General features: G+C 50.9%; 15 protein-coding genes. 8 read left to right on the top strand and 7 right to left on the bottom strand.

The window, feature by feature from the left end; genetic code table 11:
- Window positions 1–202 precede the first annotated feature (202 nt).
- From acnA to surE, 5 genes are all read right to left on the bottom strand, one after another.
- The gene (gene acnA / locus Q366_RS07760; RefSeq protein ID WP_035237830.1) at window positions 203–2,890 is read right to left on the bottom strand and encodes an aconitate hydratase AcnA; all 2,688 of its coding nucleotides are present in this window, start codon (window positions 2,888–2,890) and stop codon (window positions 203–205) included.
- A gap of 306 nt (window positions 2,891–3,196) precedes the next feature.
- Window positions 3,197–4,114 carry a hypothetical protein gene (locus Q366_RS07755; protein ID WP_245619905.1) on the bottom strand — a complete coding sequence of 306 codons (918 nt, stop codon included), beginning with the start codon at window positions 4,112–4,114 and terminating at the stop codon, window positions 3,197–3,199.
- Window positions 4,104–5,006 carry a DUF4438 domain-containing protein gene (locus tag Q366_RS07750; RefSeq protein WP_035237829.1) on the bottom strand — a complete coding sequence of 301 codons (903 nt, stop codon included), beginning with the start codon at window positions 5,004–5,006 and terminating at the stop codon, window positions 4,104–4,106. Before Q366_RS07750 ends, Q366_RS07755 begins: the two co-directional genes overlap by 11 nt.
- A gap of 10 nt (window positions 5,007–5,016) precedes the next feature.
- Window positions 5,017–6,198, bottom strand: a complete 1,182-nt coding sequence (locus Q366_RS07745; protein WP_035237827.1) for an MFS transporter — start codon at window positions 6,196–6,198, stop codon at window positions 5,017–5,019.
- On the bottom strand, window positions 6,199–6,948 hold the full coding sequence (gene surE / locus Q366_RS07740) for a 5'/3'-nucleotidase SurE (protein WP_035237826.1): 750 nt from the start codon (window positions 6,946–6,948) through the stop codon (window positions 6,199–6,201). It lies immediately after the preceding gene.
- 174 nt (window positions 6,949–7,122) lie between these two features.
- Between surE and Q366_RS07735 the strand changes: the two genes are divergently transcribed.
- Together Q366_RS07735 and Q366_RS07730 are read left to right on the top strand one after the other, a co-directional pair.
- A complete protein-coding gene (locus tag Q366_RS07735) occupies window positions 7,123–7,743 on the top strand; it encodes a TetR/AcrR family transcriptional regulator (RefSeq protein ID WP_035237825.1) in 621 nt (206 codons plus the stop codon).
- Between the two features lie 148 nt (window positions 7,744–7,891).
- Window positions 7,892–8,950 (top strand): ATP-binding protein, encoded by a 1,059-nt coding sequence (locus Q366_RS07730; protein WP_035237824.1) that lies wholly within the window; start codon window positions 7,892–7,894, stop codon window positions 8,948–8,950.
- A gap of 163 nt (window positions 8,951–9,113) precedes the next feature.
- Here Q366_RS07730 and Q366_RS07725 read toward each other — a convergent pair whose 3' ends face one another.
- The gene (locus Q366_RS07725) at window positions 9,114–9,746 is read right to left on the bottom strand and encodes an arylesterase (protein ID WP_051957894.1); all 633 of its coding nucleotides are present in this window, start codon (window positions 9,744–9,746) and stop codon (window positions 9,114–9,116) included.
- Window positions 9,747–9,838: 92 nt separating this feature from the next.
- Here Q366_RS07725 and rlmN point away from each other — a divergent pair, with 92 nt between their 5' ends.
- The 6 genes from rlmN (at window position 9,839) to Q366_RS07685 (ending at window position 20,389) form a co-directional block, all read left to right on the top strand.
- Window positions 9,839–10,870: a dual-specificity RNA methyltransferase RlmN gene (gene rlmN, locus Q366_RS07720; protein WP_035237821.1), complete on the top strand. Its 1,032-nt coding sequence runs from the start codon at window positions 9,839–9,841 to the stop codon at window positions 10,868–10,870.
- A gap of 141 nt (window positions 10,871–11,011) precedes the next feature.
- Complete coding sequence (locus Q366_RS07715; RefSeq protein ID WP_035237818.1) at window positions 11,012–11,662, top strand: cobalamin B12-binding domain-containing protein; 651 nt, start codon at window positions 11,012–11,014, stop codon at window positions 11,660–11,662.
- Window positions 11,653–12,705 (top strand): uroporphyrinogen decarboxylase family protein, encoded by a 1,053-nt coding sequence (locus Q366_RS07710; RefSeq protein ID WP_035237816.1) that lies wholly within the window; start codon window positions 11,653–11,655, stop codon window positions 12,703–12,705. Before Q366_RS07715 ends, Q366_RS07710 begins: the two co-directional genes overlap by 10 nt.
- A 1-nt stretch (window position 12,706) precedes the next feature.
- The gene (locus tag Q366_RS20165) at window positions 12,707–15,226 is read left to right on the top strand and encodes a PAS domain S-box protein (protein WP_051957893.1); all 2,520 of its coding nucleotides are present in this window, start codon (window positions 12,707–12,709) and stop codon (window positions 15,224–15,226) included.
- Window positions 15,227–15,363: 137 nt separating this feature from the next.
- Entirely contained in the window at window positions 15,364–16,182 is an 819-nt protein-coding gene (locus tag Q366_RS07700) for an SIR2 family NAD-dependent protein deacylase (RefSeq protein WP_035237815.1), read from the top strand.
- A gap of 1,228 nt (window positions 16,183–17,410) precedes the next feature.
- A complete protein-coding gene (locus Q366_RS07685; RefSeq protein ID WP_245619904.1) occupies window positions 17,411–20,389 on the top strand; it encodes a transglycosylase domain-containing protein in 2,979 nt (992 codons plus the stop codon).
- 145 nt (window positions 20,390–20,534) lie between these two features.
- On the opposite strand, the gene Q366_RS20160 is transcribed toward Q366_RS07685, so the two are convergent.
- Window positions 20,535–21,851: a LysM peptidoglycan-binding domain-containing protein gene (locus Q366_RS20160; protein ID WP_084691747.1), complete on the bottom strand. Its 1,317-nt coding sequence runs from the start codon at window positions 21,849–21,851 to the stop codon at window positions 20,535–20,537.
- Between the last annotated feature and the right edge of the window lie 118 nt (window positions 21,852–21,969).

Below are 21,969 nucleotides of genomic sequence, written 5' to 3'. Positions count from 1 at the left end.
AGGCAGTGGGAATGACCAGGTGTTGCAAAATTTATATACTGCTTTCAGCTGGCAGCAACTTGGCCGTGGGATTGTTGTCTATGGAAGGCGGCTACAGGCACAATCTGCTGCGCCTGTAGCCGGGTGGGTTCAGTCGCCGGACAAAGGAAAGTACAATTATTGAGGCAACATGCTAAGGGGCGTGGATGCCCCCTTCTTAAAATCAACCCACGTCTTTAATGAAGTTTCTTAACACGGTATGCAGAATCCCTCCATTTTGGTAGTACTCAATTTCCACAGGCGTATCCAATCGAAGCACAACAGCAATTTCCCGGTCATCCACTTTCAGTGTCAACTCCTGGCCGGGTTTGATTTCATCACTCAGTCCCAAAATGGAATAGGATTCCTTCCCGGTCAGGTTCAGGGAATCCGGAGAGTTACTGTCTTTAAACTGCAGGGGTAAAACGCCCATGCCCAGCAGATTGGATCTGTGAATCCTTTCGTAGCTGGTGGCAATAACCGCTTTGACACCTAAAAGATAAGTCCCCTTGGCTGCCCAGTCCCGCGAAGATCCTGTGCCGTATTCCCTGCCGGCTAAAACAATTAAAGGTGTTCCGGAAGCCTTATATTTTTCGGAAGCGTCGAAAATCGACATCTGTTCGCCGGTGGGAAGATAGGTGGTAATACCCCCTTCTGTCCCAGGTGCAAGCTGGTTCCTTAATCTGATGTTGGCAAAGGTGCCTCTGACCATCACCTGGTCATTTCCCCGCCGGGAGCCATATGAATTGAAATCCGCCTGTTGGATTTCATGTTCAAGCAAATAAGCCGCAGCAGGGCTGTTTTTTGAGATGGCTCCGGCAGGTGAAATATGGTCGGTGGTAACCGAGTCTCCTACCTTAACCAGCACCTTCGCGTCAACGATATCACGGATCGGTTTCAGCGCCTTGCTCATATTCAGGAAAAAGGGCGGATTTCTGATATACGTTGAGGATTGGTCCCAGGCATAAACTTCATCGCCCTTGGTTGGAATTTCGTTCCAAAGCGGGGAGAGCGTTTCAAAATTGCTATACCGTTTCAGATACATTTCAGGCGTGATTAGAGCGGTAATCTCGGCGATTTCGCTTGGGTCCGGCCAAATATCTTTCAAGTAGACCGGGTGCCCATTTGGGTCTGTTCCCAGGGGATCTTCCAAGAGATTGATATTAACGGTTCCTGTTATGGCATACGCAACAACAAGGGGAGGGCTTGCCAGATAATTGGCTTTTGTGAGCGGATTGACTCTGCCTTCAAAATTGCGGTTTCCGGAGAGAACAGAGGCAACGACCAGGTCTTTGTCTATTACAGCGTCGCTAACCGGTTCCGGCAGGGGGCCGGAATTGCCAATACAGCTTGTGCAGCCATATCCCACCGTAAAAAATCCCAGTTGTTCTAAAAAGCTGTCAAGTTTTGCCTGGTGCAGGTAATCCGTAACAACCCTTGATCCCGGTGCCAGGGATGTTTTGACCCAGGGTTTTGTTTTCAGCCCCTTTTCAACCGCTTTCCTGGCGAGTAATCCGGCAGCGATCATGACAGATGGATTGCTGGTATTGGTACAGGAGGTAATGGCAGCCAGTACAACAGAGCCGTGTGCCAGGACAAAAGGCTTTTCGGACTCAGGAAGGCGGATTTCTGCCTGGGCAGACAGCTCGTTCTCTTTTAGCTCGTATCCCCGTTGGCTGACCGGTGCTGTTAAGGATTTTGCCCAGGCATGTTTCATATCCGATAATCCGATTCGGTCCTGGGGACGTTTGGGGCCTGCCAGGGAAGGCTCAACCGTTGAGAGGTCCAGCTCAATGTCATCTGAAAACTCAGGTGCGGACATTCCGTCCGTTCGGAAGAGACCTTGGGCTTTGCAGTAATGCTCGACTCTTTCAATGACTTCAGGACTTCTGCCGGTACCTTTTAAATAGCGCAACGTCTCGGTATCTGTGGGGAAGAACCCCATGGTTGCGCCATATTCGGGGGCCATGTTGGAGATCGTGGCCCGGTCCGCAAGACTAAGCCCTGAAAGCCCGTCACCATAAAACTCAACAAATTTTTCCACCACACCCACTTGTCTTAAGATTTGTACAATTCTGAAAACCAGATCTGTGGCTGTGGTTCCGGGACTCATTTTCCCGGTCAGCTTGAATCCTACAACCTGGGGGATTTGCATATAAATGGGTTGTCCCAGCATGACGGATTCCGCTTCAATCCCACCAACACCCCAGCCTAACACGCCTAAACTGTTCACCATTGGCGTGTGGGAGTCGGTGCCAACCACGGTATCGGAAAAACAGATATTCTCTCTCATTTGCACGACATTGGCCAGGGACTCCAGGTTCACCTGGTGGACAATGCCCACGCCGGGGGGGAAGATCTTCATATTTTTAAAGTTTTTTTGTCCCCATTTTAAAAATTCATATCTTTCCCGGTTACGTTCAAATTCCTTTTCCATGTTGATCTGGAGAGAGTCTGGCATGCCAAAGGAGTCAACTTGAATGGAGTGATCAATAATCAGATCCACTGGTATTTTGGGGTTGATGACAGCAGGATTGCCCCCTAATTGGCTCATGGATGTTCGCAGGGCAGCTAAATCAACTAAAGCGGGAACGCCTGTCAAGTCTTGCAGAATGACCCGGGTCGGCTTAAAAGGGATCTCTTTTTCAGATTTTTGTTTAGGCTGCCAATTTGCCAGAGCAACGATATCATCTTCATTCACCTGGAAGTGGTCCAGGTTGCGCAGGGCCTGCTCCAATAATATTTTAATTGAAAACGGCAGGCGGCTGATGTGTCCTATGCCTTGTTTTTCCAGGTTCTCAAGCCTATAGAATTGCGCTGACGTACTAGATAGCTTCAGGTGATCTTTACTGCCAAATTTGTTTTGATCCATAAAAACTCCTTTTACTCATGCGGTGAAAATACGTTGTGAGCCTGGGAGACTCGGAATGCCCTGGGCCGCAACGAAGAATACGGACCAAAAGGCAAATAAATGGAGAACTGATTTTTCCGGGCACCTAAGACGTTTATTTTCCTGAATCACATACCAGAATGGTTACGGTACTTTTATATCATAAATTGTTTGCAATAAATAATTTTTTTATATTGCGCCGGGCAACATTCAGGCAGGGACAGGACCGGGTTATAAATTGGGGGGACACCGCGTGCTATAATGTGGGTGGTATATTTCAGCGGAAATTCAATCAGGTCTGATGCCATTCTTCATGAAGGCAAACAGGGCAGTGAGCACACCCATCAGGAGACCCACAAAAATCATGGCCCGGATCTCCTCTGACCCAAGTTTTCGGACTGCGGGATATTTTGCTGCCATGGCGCTTAGAAAAACAATGACGATAAAAGGCAGGGCCGGCAGGTATAAGTCCATGGCTCTTGCCGCCACAATGGAGAGCATCAGACCAATGCCTGCCACGGGGAAAAATGCCCGGGATTTATTTGGCACCTGTTTTGATCCGGCAAGGCTGAATACATTGTCGTCCATGCTGAACCGAAGGGCACCTGCAGACAGCAAGGCCACCACGATCCAGTCGGTGATGCCGAATACGGGCATAAAATAATCAGTGCCGGGCATGGGCATTTTGACCAGGAAAAAATCCACCAGGGGCACCGGTCCTGTCATGCCTTCCCGGTAGTAGTCGGAAAGATTTTCTGCAAAGTTGCGGGTGGGGCCTGAAAAGACACTGAATATGTCGGACAGGGCCACGGCCATGCCAATGGGAATAAATTCAGAAGGGCGCTTCAGTGATATGGCCAGCCAGTGGCCTGCCACACAGGCCAAAAGCACCAGGGTTGCCGTGGACAGCGCCGTAATGATATTGCTTTTCACACCGGCCTGGCTCACCCACAGGCAGAGGATTACAAAGATCAGCGTCAAAACGCCGATCCAGGACAGACGCCGGGCCGTGTCTGTGCCGATGGCCGGTTCAACCTGTGTTTGATAAATCCGGGTCATCCGGGCCAGGCAGGCAATCAGGCCCGCAATAATAATATAATCAAATCCGGCCCGGGCCGTTTCAGGCAATATCCGGCCCAGGGCCTGGAATCCAAGTGTTCCCAGGCCCCAGACCAGGTATATGCGGATTACGGGCTTAATCGTCATTCGTATCCGGGGCTGCACTGCCGATCCCGAGAAGATCGGCGATATTGGCAGATGGGTCAATTTGGGGTTCAATCTGCGGGGCTGCACAGGTCAAAAGGGTGGAGACCCCCGGACCATGGCCGGCCAGCAGGCAGTCGGAGTGCACCACAATGCCGATGGTGACCGCGCCCCGGACATAGGCCCTGCCATAGGAATTGTCATGGTCCGTCAGGGCCACAAAATCTCCGAACCTGATTTTATCCAGATTGTATTTTTTCACGGTTTCGGGATCTGAGGTCATAATATCATAATCGCCTGCCCCCACATGGGCCCGTCCAACACCTGATCCCATGCAGGGCGCAGGTACAATGGTGGTCACCGGCACCTGGAGCACCCCTGCCCCGGTTTCAACAATATTCATTTTTTCCAGCAGGTCCGGGTCCAGGTTGAACAGTTTGATTCCGGGATAGTCGGTCAGGGCCAGTCCCTGGCCCTTGGCCCGGATCAGGATTTTGTCGTCATAGCTCATCTTTTCCTTGGTTTTCCGGGAGAACTCCACAATCACATGTTCGGAGCCGCCGTGGTGGCCGATAACCACGCCGGTCTCTCCCCGGGCGTCCCCGGAAATGATTTTAGCCTCATTGCCCACACAGGAGAAAAGCTGCAGGGTGTTGTTGGGAAAATCATTGGGTTTTTCCATATTGGCCGTGCAGGAAACCCCGGGTTCGATATGATCGCCGGCAAGGCCAAATGCCGGATCCCCGGCCTGGACATTGAGGGTGATGCCGCCGATGCCGGGCAGAAGAAAGGGATTTCCCTTATGGTCCACTTTCCAGCCGGCCCCAGCCCGGGGCATGCCGGGGGTGCAGGCCAGAAACATTTCAACTACTTTATCTTTGTTTGTTTTTAACATGACATACGCCTTATTTTTTTAATTTAATCAAAAACGGGATTGCGGTGAAGCCTGCCAGGGCTGAGACGATAAACATCATGTTCATTCCGAATACGTCAGCAATGGCCCCTGCCGCAACAACGGCCAGGGATCTTACGGCAAAGGAGATCATCATAAAAAGACCGTTGGCCGCCGCAGGATTTTCCCTGGCATTCTCCTGGACCAGGGCCAGCATCACAGGGGTGGTTGACAATACGGTGAACCCTGTGATCAGAAGCCAAAGCACCTGGATCCATCCGGATGTCAGGGCAAACAGCAAGATGCTCACGGGCGCCACGGTCAATGCCCAGAACAGCACCCGTTGGCGGCCCAGGCGGTCGGACAGGGTGCCTGCGGACAGGATGCCTGCAACGCCTGTGGCCTCATACAGGGTCAGGGCCGTTCCCCCCAGCCACAAAGAGCCTGTGGCCTGTTCCACATACACCGTTAAAAACATGCCCATGGATCCGTGCATCATGGCCCGGGCCGAAAGGATTCCTGCCAGGGGATTGAGTATATGGCGGACTTCTTTGTAGGCCTGGGTTAAAGATCCCCGCCGCTTTGCTTTGAGCGGCTCCTGGGTGGGTTCCAGGGTTATGAACAACAGCACGGAGGTGGCCAGGGCCAGGGCCAGGATAAAATGGAAACGGGCCAGCCCCAGAACAGATACCGCAGCCACGGCAAGGATGGGTCCCATTGTCCTGGCAAGCTCCCCTCCGGTCATGAAAAAACTCATGCCCCGGCCTTTGAATTTTCCTGAATACCTTGCCACAGTCACCGGGGCAGGAACATGGAAAAGGGATACCGAGATGCCGGCGACAAAGACCAGGACCAGCAGCATACCATAGGACGGGGCAATGCCGATGACGCTCATGGGAATGGCCGTCAGGGTAGGGGCCAGGATCACCAGCCACCGGGCCAGCCCTTTATTGTCGGCAAACAGACCGATGAACGGGTTGGCCAGGGAAGGGATCTGCATGACCATGGATAAAAGACCTGCCTGGCTCAGGGTCAGGGCGAGTTTTTCAATAATCAGGGGCAGCAGGGGGGCCAGAAAGCTTGTGTAAAGATCATGGACAAAATGGGCAAATGCAATGGTGGTGACCCTGTATGTCTGAAATTCGGGCGTGGGAAATTCGGAAGCCTGTGCCGTGGTTTTATCTGGCATTGTCATTTAGAATCCAGCCTTTGCAATCATATCCATGGCCGCATGGGCAGTCATGTCGCACTGCAGCGGTGTGATGGAGATAAAATTTTTAAGCAGTGCATTATTATCAGACCCTTTACATGGCACCTCCGGCGTCATCCCGGCGTACCAGTAATATGTCCGGTCCCTGGGATCCCGGCGGCGGTCAAACACATAGGCCAGGTTGTTATCTGCCTGGGCCGTTACCTTTGTGCCGGCGATCCGGTCAAAGGAAATGGCCGGGGCGTTGATGTTCAGGAAAACCCCCGGGGGAAGATCCAGGGCCATGGCTTTATCCAGAATGGACGCGGTATAGGCTGCCATGCCGTGAAAGTCCATGACCTCACCGTACTGGATGGATACGGCAATGGCTGGAATTCCGTTAATGGCTGCTTCCCGGGCTGCACCCACGGTACCGGAGTAGTTGATGTTTATCCCGGTGTTGGACCCGGCATTGATCCCTGAAATCACAAGATCCGGTGTCTGGTCGCAGATATCAAACAGGGCCAGTTTGACGCAGTCGGCCGGGTTGCCGGTAACCGCATGGACAATATCGCTGTGTCCCAGGCGCACTTTCTGGTGTTTCAGGGGCGTGTGCAGGGTGATGCCATGGCCCACGGCACTTTTTTCCCTGTCCGGGGCTGCCAGGGTCACCTCATGGTCTGATTTTAATGCGTTAAACAGGGCTCGGATACCCGGGGCGCGGTAGCCGTCGTCGTTTGTCACTAATATTTTCATAGCTTGTTTTATTCCTGTTGCAGATTTGTGTGCCTAAAAAAAATGTTTACGCTTGTGTTGATAAAACATAAAAGGGGAGCCGCCTGCAATAAAAATTGACAAAAAAAGGCAGTGCCCTTATATCAATTATAAATTGATTAGCGTATAAACAATAAAAAATAGGCAAAATAATTTATGGGAAGAAAAAGCATATCTCATATCAGAAAACCTGAAATACTGAGACATACCTACAAGGTTGTGGAAGAAGAAGGCTTCAAAGGTATGACCATCGGTAAAATCGCAAAGCGCATGGGCGTCAATTCAGGCCTGCTGATTCATTATTTCAAGAGTAAGGAAGGCCTGATCATGGAAATGGTGGATTTTCTTTATGAATCTTCCATGAACCATTATCTCAAGGAACTGGAGACCCTTACCAGCTCCCGGGAGCGCATGGAGACCCTGCTGGAAATCCTTTTTGACACCAGCGGCACCTGGCCCCAGCGGGATGCGGTGTTCTGGTCCTGCTATGCCATGGGATTCCGGGATGAGAAAATCAGGGAAAGAATCCGGGGCATGATGCTTAAATTCATTGAATTCGGCATTGAGGAGATCTCAGGCTGGGAAGAGACAGGCCTTGCCAGTGTGGAGGATAAAAAGAAGGCTGCCGCCAAAATTTTTGCCTTGTCAGAGGGCTTCGGTATTGTGAAAAATTCAGTGGATGATCCCGACCTTATTAAGGAAATTGCCGACTTTTTTAAGAACACGACCTTGAAAATCTTAAATTGCAGATCAACATTTAATCAAGTACAGCCCTGAATATCGTCCTGTTTTGCGATTCCCGCCAAAGCTGTTTTGCATCTTTTCGGTTTTTATAAAATCAGTACCGCAGACCGTTTTTATCATTAAATTGAACGGGTAGGGGAGGGATGGGAAATTCATTTTCTCATGAAAGGAGAATTGTGCCATGACAGATCTTTATAAAAAACTGGCCCTGCACCTGGATAAAATGCCGGCAGGATTTCCGGCAACAGATTCCGGTGTTGAAGTAAAAATTCTTGAACGGCTGTTTACACAGGAAGAGGCCGCCATTGTGCTTGGGCTGAACATGTGGCCGGAACCTGTGCCGGTTATTGCCCAGCGTCTGTCCATGGATCCGGACAGCTTAGGCAACACACTCATGGAGATTTCCAAAAAAGGGCTGATTTTCAGGACCGGCAAAGAGGATTCTCCGTCATATATGGCCATCCAGTTTGTGATCGGTATCTGGGAATTCAACCTCAACCGGCTCAATACGGACCTGATCAGGGATGTGAATGAATACCTGCCCCAATATATGAAAGAGAGCTGGGTTAAACATAAAACCAAACAGCTGCGTGTCATCCCGGTGTCAAAAGAGGTGACTGTGGACCTGGCCACCATGCCCTATGAAATCGCCGAAGAGATTATTTCCAAACAAAAGAAAATTGTGGTCAGTGACTGTATCTGCCGCAAGGAGCATGGCATGGTGGGCCAACCCTGTGATTACCCCATGGAGGTGTGCCTCTCCTTTGGTGGCGGGGCCTACTATTACGAAGGAAACGGCCTGGGCCGGTCCATTGATGTGGAAGAAGCCCTGGCGATTCTTGAAAAAGGGCGGCAGGCAGGGCTTGTTCTCCAACCGGGCAACGCAAAGGACCCCGGTAATATCTGCATGTGCTGCGGGTGCTGCTGCCAGGTGCTGGTGAACCTGAAAAAGCTTGAACAGCCGTCAAAGGCCGTACACTCCAACTATTTTGCCCAGGTTGATGCGGATGCGTGTGTGGGGTGCCAAGCCTGTATAACCCGCTGCCATATGGATGCCATTGTCGTGGATGATGCGGCAAGGGTGGTCCTTGACCGCTGTATCGGCTGCGGTGTGTGTGTGCCTGTCTGTCCGTCCGATGCCATTGCCCTGGTTAAAAAGCAGGAAACAGATCAATATGATCCGCCTGAAAATACCATTGAGACATACCTGGCTATGGCCCAGGAAAGAGGGAATATTTGATGGCGTCGTAAAAAGTCTCCGCCTACTGCGTTATGGCGCCTGACCAGACGCTTGACATACTATATGTATGCCTTCGCCCCTGGTCAGTCACCATGCCTTGTAGGCGAAGATTTTTACTTAGCCATCGATTGGCCTTTTTACGGGTTCATTAATATTTAGTTCCTCATTTTTTTCTAAGACGCAAAAAAGGGGCCAGGGCGTTATAAAAATATCCGGCCATCGTCTCATATCCCTTGTCATTGGGATGAATGGAATCACTCATTAAATCCGGGCTGCCGAATATGCCCTCAAGGATATTGGGAATCAGAACCGAACCGGTCTGCCGGGCCACGGCGTCATACATTTGGGCATATCCTTTGCCGTACAGGGGAATGTCGATACCGCCAAGAACCACCATGGCCCCGGCAGCCTGAATGCGCTGGATAACATTGACCAGATTGGCCCGGGCCGTGTCTACGCCCACCCGGTTTTTCAAATCATTACCGCCAAGGGTGATCAGTACCACATCCGGTTCAAAGGCCAGCACATCATCTTCCAGCCGGGCCAGTCCGTCTGCCGTGGTATTTCCCGACACCCCGGAATTAATGACCTCAATACCGGTCATCTCTTCCAGCCGGGCCGGATACTCTTTTCCCCGGGTGGCACCGTACCCCCGGGTCAGACTGTCGCCGAAACAGACAATGCGCGACACGGTTATGGGAATATTCTTTATTTCATAGGTTTTTTCACCGGCCCAAAACCGGTATCCAAAGACGCTTGCAACCACTATCGTCAGGGCTATCAGGCTTTTTTTCAAAATAATCTCCTTCAAAAACAGGTTTTTGTTCAGGCATTATAAATGACTTCTCTGTCATAGGCAAATTTGGGGGCCTGTGATATATATTCGCCATGAAACCTGTTATTGATATCTTTGGCCTGCCTTTGGAGCAGCTCACCCGGACGTTGCGCAATGATTACGGCAAAGGGCTGTTTCATGCCGAAGCGCTGTACCGGGAAGTGTTTAAAAACGGCGGAAAAGAGATTGGTAATGCCCCGGAATTCAAAAACTCTTTAAAGCTTTGGGCTGCCCTTGAAAAAGCCATTGCGCTGGTGCCCGGCAAGGTGGAAGAGACATTCAAGGCGGGTGAACTGGTCAAGTTCATCACCCGGCTTTCCGACGGCCTGAACATTGAATCCGTGATTATTCCCATGACCCGGCACAATACCCTTTGCGTCTCAAGCCAGGTGGGGTGCAAAATGGGATGCCGTTTCTGCCAGACCGCCCGCATGGGGTTCAAACGCAGCCTGTCAGCCGCTGAAATCGTGGGCCAGGTGTTCAATGCCAGGCATACCCTGGGCCATGACATTAAGAATATCGTTTTCATGGGCATGGGAGAGCCCTTTGACAATTTTGATGCGGTAATGACCGCTGTCAGGGTACTCAACAGCCAGAAAGGCTGCGACATTGCCCTGCGCCACATGACCATCTCCACCTGCGGTGTGGTGCCGGGGATTGAGCGGCTGGCCCGGTTGAACTACCCCAACATCCGTCTGGCAGTCTCCATTAACGGACCGGAGGATGCCATCCGGTCGGCCCTGATGCCGGTGAACCGGCGCTGGCCCCTTGCTGCACTGAAAAAAAGCCTTGAAGCGTATCCCTTGCCCCCAAGGGGCGTCTTTCTTTTTGAATATATTCTGATCAAAGGCGTAAACGACTCCATGGACCATGCCCGGGCACTGGCCCGGTTCATCCATCCTTTGCCCGTGCGCCTGAACCTGATTCCCTACAACCCTGTGACAGGTTTTAACCACCAAAGCCCCAGTGATGAACAGATGCATGAATTTGCCCAAATTCTCACTGATAAAGGGGTGTTTGTGATCAAACGATGGAGCAGGGGCCGGTCCGTCAGTGCCGGATGCGGCCAGCTGGGGAAAACATAATTTTTCTTGATAACAATCTGATATCGGTGGTACTTTAATACCCGAAAAGATGAGATTCAGAAGTATGATTTCGGTTCTATTCTTGAACGTCATATCAGGTGGTAAAATCTGATCGGTGAGTTGTTCTGGCAGGAGGAGACGATGACAGAACTCAATAAGCGAGCGAAACAGTTCATGGATGCGCTTCTGCATATAGACGCAGATCGGTGCAGTATGCTGCTTGATAACCTGTCATCCCAGGGAGGAGATCTGCGTCTTGTGGAAGATGTGGTTATCCCGGCTCTTGAACAGATCGGTGTCTCCTGGGAGGGTGGCGATATCTCTCTTTCGCAGGTTTACATGGCAGGACGGATTTGCGAAAGAGTTGTGGGAAGGCTTCTTCTGGAAAATACCTGTTCTATATATGGTCGTCCCAGAGTTGGCATTGGCGTGATAGAGGATTACCACGCGCTGGGTAAGCGCATGGTTATATCTGCGCTTCGCTCTTCCGGGTATGATCTTCTGGATTATGGTCATGGTCTCAAGGCTGATGATCTGGTGGAGAGGGCCCTGAAGGATCAACTGGATATTCTTCTTATCTCCTGTCTGATGCTCACTTCAGCCGTGTGTGTCAAGGATGTGGTGGCGGGGTTGAGGAGGGCTGGCAGCAGAGTTGTGGTTGTGGTTGGCGGGGCGCCTTTCCGTCTTGCGCCAATGCTATGGAAAGAGGTCGGGGCACACTGTATGGGGAGCAACTCAGGTGAAGCCGTTAGAATCGTCAGAACTTTAATGGAGGATCGGATATGGGAATGACCTCCAGTCAAAGATTGCAGATCGCACTCTCACACAGAGAGCCGGACAGGGTGCCTTATGTGCTCTCTGCCAACATGCATCCTGCCAGACAGATGGGGCTCACGATCAAGGAGTATTTTTCCCGGCCCCGGAATGTGGTGGAAGGGCAGCTTAAGCTTCACAGAATGTTCGGCAACGACATACTCTGCTGCTACCCGTTTGCAGCGCTGGAGATTCTGGCCTGGGGCGGAGAGGCCCTCTATTGTGACAATGGCCCACCAAACGCCGGAGCTCCCATTATCAGAAGGGCAGAAGAGATCTCTCTTCTTGATCCTCCTGAGGTGGCTGGTAACCAGCCGTTGCAGGGGGTTCTGCAATCAACAGGTCGGCTAAAGGCTGCTGTTGGCAACGATATCCCGATTGCCGGCGTTATTATCTCACCCACCTCTCTGCCCATCATGCAGATGGGATTCGGGCCGTATCTTGATCTGATCCATGAACGGCCGGATCTGCTTGAGCGTCTTCTTCTGATAAACACGCAATACTGTGTGGCATGGGCTAACGCACAGCTCAAGGCCGGGGCGGCATCCATACTCTATTCTGACCCTGCGTTCTCGCCTGCTATCATGTCCCGGGATTTTATATTGCAGTACGGATTACCGACAGCTGTCAATGTTATCTCCCGTATAAATGGTGCTGTGATGATTCACATGGCATCTGGAACGGGGGTGCCGGTTGTGAATGAAATTTTCAGAGCGGGTTTCGTTGGCATGAGCGCCAGTGCAGAGGAGGATCTTGGTGCATTGAAATCGCTGTGCAGGGGAAAACTTACGCTTGTAGGAGACCTGAATGCGCTTGCAATGGGAAGTTGGCGTTCAGAAGATATTGAGTCAGAAGTGAAGCGGGCCATTGCCCTGGCTGGGCCGGGAGGCGGATTTGTCCTGTCGGACAATCATGGGGAGATCCCCCTGATGGTCAATGAGGATATCCTGCTGGCGGTTGCTGACGCGGTGCGCCGCTGGGGGCAGTACCCTTTGAACTGGATCAATGCTGAGGATGTGTGACATGAGACTTCTCTGTTGCCCGTATTTCCTGAAAGAGGTGGAAGCTGTGGTGGCAGCTTCCCGGGATCTATCTGGCCTGGAGATAGAGACCTATGATCTTTCCTGTCAGCAGAGTTTTCAAAAAGGAGGGGAGGCTCTGTCACACCGCTTCTCCAGTGAGACTGAAGGGGTGGATGCGATCATTGGTGGTGGCTGTCTGGGTGGGTGTGACGCCATCAGCAAGGGGGGCAGTTCAGCTTTTCTGTTGGCTCCAAAGTTATGTTTTTACCTGGTAGCTCCCTCTGCCATGGTCGATCACCTTATCGCGGAGGGGGCATATCTTATGACCCCCGGCTGGCTGTTGAACTGGAGGCAAGAGATTGCAGCGTGGGGATTTGATCAGGAGACAGCCAGAGAATTTTTTCATGAGACCACAAAGAAACTTACCCTGTTAAACACCTCTGTCGGCGGAAATTGCCATGCCGAATTATCTGCCCTGGGCAGATATCTTGACCTGCCAACCGAATCAATTCCCATAGGCGTGGATATGCTAAAACTCTCTATGGAACGTCTTGTGGCGGATCTACGCCAAAGTCGGAGCGGTATGTCACCGCCTCCTGATCACTTTTTTGCAGATCACCTGATGTTGATTGATCTGATGAATATTCTGATGGCTTCAGAGAGTGAAAAGGAGGCCATTGGCCATATTGAGGAGCTGTTTAACCTTCTTTTCGCCCCTGGCCGCATATTCTATGCGCCTTTTTGTAATGGGCAGGAAGCGTCCGGATTAAGTGCTGGAAAACAGTTTGCATGGACAGATTCAGGTCGCGGATTTGCAATATACATGGGATACAAAGGGGTCTGTCTGGGTATTCTGGAAATTGATGACCTCACCTTCCGGGAGTATAAAGAGCGTTATCTGGCTCTGGCCCTGCCTCTGGCTAAGGTCTGTTCAATGGCAATCTACAATGCCCGTATCCAGGAGTCGCGGCTGCGGTCTGAACAGGCTCTACGCCGGATTGCCCGTATCGTTGAGTCATCTGATGATGCCATTATCGGCAAAACCCTTGAAGGGGAGATTGTCAGCTGGAACAGGGGGGCCAGGCGGATCTACGGTTACGATGAGCGTGAGGTTCTTGGAAAGCATATCTCCTTTCTCACACCACAGGACCAACCTGATGAGATGCCGCGTATGCTGGCAAGGATAAAGGCTGGCCAGCCTGCGGATCAGGTTGAGACGGTCTGGGTAGCCAGAGATGGCAAATTATTAGACGTCTCTTTGCAGGTTTCACCTATTCGGGATGAGAGTGAAAGGATAGTCGGGGCTTCCAGCATTGCAAGGGATATAACAGCGGAAAAACAGAAGAGTGAACAGGAAAAGCGCTCTTTGGAAGCACAGCTTCAGCAGTCCCAGAAACTTGAGTCCGTGGGCCGCCTGGCAGGAGGGATTGCCCACGATTTCAACAACATGCTTGCAATCGTTATGGGGTATTCACAGATCAGCCTTGATGATACCCCGTCAGAGAGTGAGCTGCACCAGAATTTAGAGGAGATACTGCAGGCGGCTGAACGTGCCAAAGGTTTGACCAGGCAGCTTCTTGCATTTGCCCGCAAGCAGGTTCTTGAGATGGCAACCCTCAGCCTCAATACTGTTATTGAGGGGTTCAGCAATATGATCAGGCGCTTGATCGGAGAGGACATCACCATTAAAACCGTGCTGGAAGAGCGCATCCCTCAAATCGATGCAGATTCAGGTATGATGGAGCAGATCCTTCTGAACCTTGCCGTTAATGCCCGTGACGCCATGCCGGATGGGGGCGTTCTGACCATAGAGACCAGGGTCGTCTTCCTGGATAAAGATCATGCGTCGGTTAAGCTTGATGTCAGGCCTGGCAACTATCTGATGCTGTCAGTGGCAGATACAGGCAAAGGTATGGATGAAAAGACCAGAGAGAGGATCTTTGAACCTTTTTTTACCACAAAGGAAGCCGGTAAAGGGACTGGTCTGGGATTATCCACTGTTTACGGAATTGTCAAACAACATGGGGGTACCATATGGGTTTACAGTGAGCCAGACCATGGAACTGTTTTCAAGATCTATTTTCCTCTATCCCGGAAGATAGAGCAGATCGGAGAGCGGCAGACCGAAATTGAGCCCATTCATGCTGGCGGTGGAACCGTTCTGGTGGTGGAAGATGAAGAGAAGCTGAGAATCTTCATCTGCTCGGCATTAACCAGGTTAGGTTATTTTGTTTTACCCTCAAGATCACCCGTGGAGGCCCGGAGCGTTTCAGAAAAGCACAAAGGGGATATCCATCTGATGCTTACCGATGTGGTGATGCCAGGGATGAATGGAAAGGTGCTTTACGAGATTCTCTCCCCCTTGAGGCCTGCGATGAAGGTGCTGTTCATGTCTGGTTATACTGAAAACGTGATAGCTGAGAAGGGCATTTTAAAACAGGGTATTCATTTCATTCAAAAACCGTTTTCCATAAGAGAGCTATCCTTGAAACTCGGTTCTATTCTCTCCCAGAATGTTTAATAATTTCATGAATTCAAAAATTCAAAAAGGAAGTTCCTATCCTGTACGTTTCATGGTATCGTCCTGTTTATAATGGGTTATTCAATTCACGCGTATCAATTGAGATAAACAATTGAAACAGACAAGGAGGCCGAAACATGGACACAACCAGACTGCTTGAGCCGTTTAAGGACAACAACAAACGGATCACTGTTTTAACCGGGGCCGGCATTTCAGCTGAAAGCGGAATCCCTACATTTCGGGGGCCTGAAGGGTATTGGACTGTGGGGTCAAAAGAGTACCGGCCTGAACAGATGGCCACCCACAGCATGTTTACCCAAAGCCCTTGGGAGGTCTGGGCCTGGTACCTTTACCGGCGGACCGTGTGTAAGAATGCAGAACCCAATTCAGGCCACCATGCCATTGTCCAAATGGAAAAGATTTTCAAAGACAGGTTCTGTCTGGTTACCCAGAATGTGGACGGTCTTCATCTGCGGGCCGGCAACAGCCTTGAACGAACCTTCCAGATCCACGGGAACCTTAATTTTCTACGGTGTGCAGGAGAATGCACCCCAAAGCTGTTTGACTTTCCCGAAGGCATGGCAGACAAAACAAAAGACCAGCCGGTCACCGAGGAAGAAAAAAAGCTGCTGACCTGCCCCAGGTGCGGCAGCCTTGCCCGGCCCCATGTCCTCTGGTTTGACGAATGCTACAACGAAACATGGTACAAAGCCGAATCCGCCATGGCATGGGCTACATCCACCGACCTTCTTTTGGTGGTGGGCACGGCCGGGGCCACCAACCTTCCCATGCAGATCGGCACGGCAGTGGCCCGAAATCCTGAAGCGGTCATTGTGGACATCAACCCGGGAGATAATCCTTTCAGGCAGTTTGCCGCCCGGCACCACCGGGGGATTGTCCTTGACGGGCCCGGGGGCAAATTTTTACCCGAACTGCTGTCTCTCTGGGAAACATAGGACGTCCGGAGACGGGACGCCGCAGACCGGTTTCCCGTCTCCGGATTTCATCCTTATAACCCCCATGGGCGTAAAGCTAAGCCTTTTCAGGGGGCGGATAGACGAACTGGCAGATGCAGATGGTGACGAGTACCAGGGTCAGAGAATACAGGGTAAAACCAAATTTTTTTTTCATAATCTCTTCCTTTTTTCGGCAATTGCCGCTGTTTGGTCTTTTGGGGCATGTGATGGCCCACTTTGTTGGCGGTTCACGATGAATCTTGGCCTTTTCTACAATAATCGCAAGTACAATGCCACAATAGCTGCACTCAATCATCCAGGAACTTATTTTCCCCAAGTTAATGATAGCGCCCTTATCATATCTGAACGATGCGTCACTTCAAGGAAAATTCACTGTTAAAAACTGTTAAAATTATGGATAACAGTTTGAGAAAGATATTGAAAAAATGAAGACAGCAGTGTAAACGACATACCAGTATCCCGAGCCTGAGTGGACGTTGCGCTTCCATCGCCGTCGCTAATTCCTTGCACAGCATGGGTCACCAGATGTGTCAAGGATGCGAGGAACGAGCACCCGCAGGGCGTGTCCTTGATAGACTGGATCGCCCATGCTATCAGCAACCCCGACTGCGAAGGGAAAAGGGAAAATAACGTTAGGGAAACGTGACCACTGTCAAGTCAAGTTTTGTTCAGGATACCTGAAATTATAGATTTTGTAAAAACGGCATCTTTAATGAAACGCTGGATCGGTCTTATGACCAACGGGAGCCTGCTGGACAAATCAATTTTTAAGGTACTGCTTAAATCCGGGCTCAGGAAGCGATATAAAGATTTCCTACTACTGCCTCCGGATCAGCTTTTCCATCGTTTTCCAAAACGACAATATTGTTTTTCCCCGTGGCAGGCAGTTCCGCTTGACGTGAACGGAAATGTCGCTTTGTGCGACTGCCAGCCTGAAAATTAGGATTGGCAATATTATATCCGAGCCTGATAATTGATATGTCAGGCTCAGCCCATGGCCGTTATTGAAAAGAATCTTTTGTGAAATAAACCGAGGCCAAAATTGAACCACAAGCTATCCCAGTCAGATCCTCCTTCATTCGAGGAAGCCTATTCAATACAAGATGATCGTTTTGAAATAGGCCCGAGGCCGCTATTTCAGACTCACATGCCCCGAACCGAAAAGCCTATGATGAAAGTCAGAACAGGATGCAAACAGGTGTGGTGCATGGTTCGAAGGATTTTCATATTTCTGTTGATCCTGGCGGTAATCTCTGGGGTGATTCATGAGCTTCGCACCTCTGCGTTGCAGGCTTATTGCTTCAGCAAGATGGCTGCAAAGATCCGTGTACGGGTTGTTCCCGGAAAAAGTCCGTCCATTGAGTTCCCCAAGGCAGGTCCCTACGATACGCGGCTTGGGTATGTAGAATTGCCGACTTTTCTTCGAAATCTCGACGCCGCAGGTTACAATATCGAAGAGCAGGCCTGCTTTTCTCCATTTCTGCTTCAATACACCCAGGCTGGATTTTATCCCGCGTACCGGGAAAAATCCCAGGCCGGTCTTCGTATTGAAGACCGTTCGGGGCATTTTATCTATGCCACAGCCTATCCTGAACATATTTTTTCAGATTACAGCCAGATCCCGGACATCATCGCAAAGATCTTGCTCTACATCGAAAACCGGGAACTCCTGGACACACGCTATCCTTTTAAAAATCCCGCCGTGGAATGGAAACGTCTCGCCGCTGCGGCGTTGGAGATAGGGATCAGAGCGGTGGACAGCAGTCGAAATGTTCCGGGGGGGAGCACCCTGGCGACCCAGATCGAAAAATTCCGCCATTCGTCCCAAGGCCTGACACTGTCTGTAACGGACAAATTTCAACAGATGGTATCTGCCAGCATGCGTGCTTATCTGGACGGACCGGAAACCTTGAAGGCCCGATACGGTATTCTATGCGATTTTATTAACTCCATGCCCCTGGGTGCAATTACCGGGCACGGGGAAGTCATGGGGCTTGGTGATGGGTTGTATGCCTGGTACGGGGCCGACTTTAGCGAAACCATCTGCCTGCTGGCGGAGCGGCCCTCGAAATTAACCGGTTCAGCCGCGAAGGCCAGGGCCGCTGCCTTGAAAGAGGTGGTCAGCCTTTTTGTAGCCCAACGCCGTCCATCGTATTTTCTTTCGGAAGACCCTGCCGTCCTGGAAGCCAAAACCAACAGTTACCTTCGTCTGCTGGCCCAGGCCGGTATCATTACACCGGGGGAAAGGGATGCGGCGATAGTGGCACCTGTCGTCATTCAGGAGCGGGTGGCGGCCCCGGGGACCGAATCATTTCTTTCTCGAAAGGCGCTCAATGCGATCAGAGTCCAGTTGCTGCACCTGCTGGATGTCGACCGGTTGTATCGGCTGGACCGTTTTGATCTCTCCGTTACCAGCACGGTGGATCAATCTGTACAGCAGGAAATGACCAGTTTGCTCAAAAGCTTCAGTGATCCCTCAACAGCCCGGAAGAAAGGTCTTTACGGCTATCACCTCCTTGGAGATGGCGATCCGTCCAATATCGTTTACAGCCTCACCTTGTATGAGCGGTCTGAAGGGGCCAATTTAATGCGCCTCCAGACCGACACGCTTGATCAGCCGCTCAACATCAATTCGGGCACCAAGCTGGAGCTCGGGTCATCAGCCAAATTTCGGACTTTGGCGACCTATCTTGAGATAATTGCTGCCCTGCATGAACAATATCATTCGCTCTCCCGGGCAGAATTAGCCGCAGTGGAGGTGGACGCGGCGGACCACCTGAGCCGCTGGGTGATCTCTTTCCTGAGCCGCGCCGGCGACAGGGAACTTTCCGCCATGCTGACCGCCGCCATGCAGCGCCGCTATTCGGCAAGTCCCCACGAGCAGTTTTTCACCGGCGGCGGGGTTCACACCTTTTCCAACTTTGATGACCGGGATGATACCCGCATCTTTTCCGTGCAGGATGCCTTTAATCAATCCATCAACCTGGTGTTCATTCGGTTAATGCGGGACATTGCCCAGTACTACAAATATCAGATCCCAGGTGTTCGGCAGCTTCTATCAGATGCCAAGGCCCCCGGGCGGCATAACTACCTGGCCAAATTTGCGGATCAGGAGGGGCGCATTTTTCTTCAGCGGTTTTACCGCAAATACGCAGGAAAACCCTTTGGCGAGGCCTTTGACATCCTGCTGGAGGGAATGCGCAAAAATCCGAAAAATCTGGCGGCTGTTTTTCGCTATATCAAACCGGAGGCTGGTCTGGACGAATTTACGACGTTTCTTGCAGGGCATTTAAAAAACGGACAGGGTGTCGGTGGCACCCTGTCAGGGCTTTTCGAAAAATCTGCCCCTGATGCCTATTCGCTTGTGGATCTGGGCTACATTACCAGGATACATCCTCTGGAGTTGTGGACCCTGGCCTATCTGAACCGGCACCCGGATGCCAGGCAGGGCGAGGTGATTCAAAACAGCGCGGCGGAACGCCAGGAGGTCTACACATGGCTGTTCAAGACCTCCAGAAAAAACAAACAGGATGTACGTATCCGAGCCCTTCTTGAAGAGGAAGCGTTCAGCGAAATCTTTTCGGAATGGAAGCGCTTGAAATATCCGTTTAACAGCCTGGTGCCTTCCTACGCCACTGCCATCGGCAGCTCTGCAGATCGGCCGGACTCCCTGGCAGAACTTGTGGGCATTGTTTTGAACAAGGGCAGGTGGTATCCCACCTTTCAGATTCAGGCACTTAGTTTTGGAGAAAAAACGCCCTATGAAACCAGACTGACATATCAAAAAAGCCAGGGGGAGCAGGTGATGCATCCGGAAGTGGCCGAGGAGCTGCGCCAGGCGCTTTCAGGAGTGGTCGAAAACGGTACGGCGCAGCGGATTCGCAGCGCATTTTTACTTTCAGACGGAACATCTTTGGCCATAGGCGGTAAAACAGGCACTGGCGACAACCGCCACAATATCTACAGTTCTGGGGGGCAACTCATTTCCTCCAAGGCAATAAACCGCACCGCCGTTTTTGTCTTTTTCATCGGCGATCGGTTTTACGGCGTCGTCACCGCCTATGTGGATGGCCAGGATGCCGATGACTATACTTTCACAAGCGGTCTTGCAGTACAGCTCCTTAAGGCCGCAGCGCCCAAGTTGATGCCGTTGTTGACAGCCGGCGGGCCGCAGCGGCCCCGGTGAACAAAAAAGTTTTGGACATGATATTGGCGGTGGATGCACCACCTAACCCCTGAACACAATTTTTGATCATTACTGCGGCCTCACGAGCGATGGCGGTATGAATTTTTCCGGTGCTGCGCGCCCCATGGGATGCGCCGAGCCTAAATTACCCAAGGTTGAGAACGATTTTAACGGTATCACCCGCTTTCAAATCACTGGCCCGTTTCAGCCTGTTGAGCTGGATCAATCTTTCGACTGATATTCCATTATATTTTTTAGAAATCTTCCAAAGCGTATCACCGGGCAGGACTTTGTAGTAAATAACGGTTGTCTCGGCGGGTCGAGGCATCAAGGTATAAATTGCGCCGGAATTTTTATGTATGCGCAATTTCTGACCCAGATGGATCTCACTTCCTTGAAGACCGTTCCAACTTTTCAATTGTTCAATCGAACATCCATACTGTTTTGAGATACCATAGAGGGTATCTCCCTTTCGTACCCGATGGCAAGTCTCTGCGTCGGGAGCAGAATGGGTCTCTTTGGGTTTGATGGCTATGGCTGACCTGGTTTTGGAATGGAGAGATCCCATGCCTAAAGCGATATAGGATTGGGAAAGTATACTGCCGACAAATCGATTTCTCACGGACTTGCACGCAATACCCAATGCAATGGCGATCATCCGTCGGCCGTTTTTTTCCGAAGTGGCCGCCAGGCAAAATTGCGCATTATTGGTGAATCCTGTTTTTAATCCGTCCACCTCTTCATAGGTCTTCACAAGTTGGTTATGATTTCTCAGCCGTATGAGTTTTCCACCTTGCGAGATCACGGATTCACCCATGCGGGTAATTTGCAGCAACTTATCATATTTAAGCATTTCCCTGCAAAGCAGAAGAAGATCCGAAGGACTGGAATAATTGTCATTATAACTGTTCGGCGCGGGCATGCCGGTGGCGTTGGAAAAACCCGTTGACGCCATGCCCAGTTGTTTCGCGCGCTGGTTCATTCGATACACGAAGTTTTGTTCGGTACCGCCCAAATACTGGGATAAAAGATATGTCGCATCATTGCCCGAGGATATAAGGGCTGCTTTCATCAGGTCCTCCACGCAAAGAGAGATGCCTGATTTCAGCCCGACCATGGAGCCTCCCACACGGGTCGCTTCCGGGGTGACCCTAATAGGCGTATCCCAGGATATTTTCCCGGCACGAATATCTTCAAAGACCAACAACCCCACCATCATTTTGGTCAGGGATGCAATGGGATAAGTGTGATGCATATTCTTATTCCATACAATGGTGTCTGTAGAAAGATCGAACAAAAGTCCGGCCCGGACCGCCTGGTCGTTAATTCGAACCGTCGGGGGGAGTAAATTCGATTTAGATTGTGCGGCAGAAGCGGCATATCCTTGAAATAAAAGTAATATAAATGTAAAGAAAAGAAGATAAGAGCGTTTCAAACTGCGTGATTTTTTTGTTTGCGGCATTATCACAAGATATTTAAGGTGAATAAAGAATAGCCTTTTTATTTGACAAAATATAGGCGGATCAATTTTTCGTGTCAAGTGTTAAGCCGAACGCGGCATGCAAAATCTCGACACCCAT

The organism is Desulfobacter vibrioformis DSM 8776, assembly GCF_000745975.1.
Classification (GTDB): domain Bacteria; phylum Desulfobacterota; class Desulfobacteria; order Desulfobacterales; family Desulfobacteraceae; genus Desulfobacter; species Desulfobacter vibrioformis.
The sequence above is the reverse complement of the archived record's forward strand: the minus strand, read 5'-3'. Positions and strand labels throughout refer to the sequence as shown.

What these genes read in the sequence shown, in the direction of transcription:
- acnA (WP_035237830.1), bottom strand. Translation starts at nt 2,890, where the DNA reads ATGGATCAAAACAAATTTGGCAGTAAAGATCACCTGAAGCTATCTAGT.
- Q366_RS07755 (WP_245619905.1), bottom strand. Translation starts at nt 4,114, where the DNA reads ATGACGATTAAGCCCGTAATCCGCATATACCTGGTCTGGGGCCTGGGA.
- Q366_RS07750 (WP_035237829.1), bottom strand. Translation starts at nt 5,006, where the DNA reads ATGTTAAAAACAAACAAAGATAAAGTAGTTGAAATGTTTCTGGCCTGC.
- Q366_RS07745 (WP_035237827.1), bottom strand. Translation starts at nt 6,198, where the DNA reads ATGACAATGCCAGATAAAACCACGGCACAGGCTTCCGAATTTCCCACG.
- surE (WP_035237826.1), bottom strand. Translation starts at nt 6,948, where the DNA reads ATGAAAATATTAGTGACAAACGACGACGGCTACCGCGCCCCGGGTATC.
- Q366_RS07735 (WP_035237825.1), top strand. Translation starts at nt 7,123, where the DNA reads ATGGGAAGAAAAAGCATATCTCATATCAGAAAACCTGAAATACTGAGA.
- Q366_RS07730 (WP_035237824.1), top strand. Translation starts at nt 7,892, where the DNA reads ATGACAGATCTTTATAAAAAACTGGCCCTGCACCTGGATAAAATGCCG.
- rlmN (WP_035237821.1), top strand. Translation starts at nt 9,839, where the DNA reads ATGAAACCTGTTATTGATATCTTTGGCCTGCCTTTGGAGCAGCTCACC.
- Q366_RS07715 (WP_035237818.1), top strand. Translation starts at nt 11,012, where the DNA reads ATGACAGAACTCAATAAGCGAGCGAAACAGTTCATGGATGCGCTTCTG.
- Q366_RS07710 (WP_035237816.1), top strand. Translation starts at nt 11,653, where the DNA reads ATGGGAATGACCTCCAGTCAAAGATTGCAGATCGCACTCTCACACAGA.
- Q366_RS20165 (WP_051957893.1), top strand. Translation starts at nt 12,707, where the DNA reads ATGAGACTTCTCTGTTGCCCGTATTTCCTGAAAGAGGTGGAAGCTGTG.
- Q366_RS07700 (WP_035237815.1), top strand. Translation starts at nt 15,364, where the DNA reads ATGGACACAACCAGACTGCTTGAGCCGTTTAAGGACAACAACAAACGG.
- Q366_RS07685 (WP_245619904.1), top strand. Translation starts at nt 17,411, where the DNA reads ATGGTTCGAAGGATTTTCATATTTCTGTTGATCCTGGCGGTAATCTCT.
- Q366_RS20160 (WP_084691747.1), bottom strand. Translation starts at nt 21,851, where the DNA reads ATGCCGCAAACAAAAAAATCACGCAGTTTGAAACGCTCTTATCTTCTT.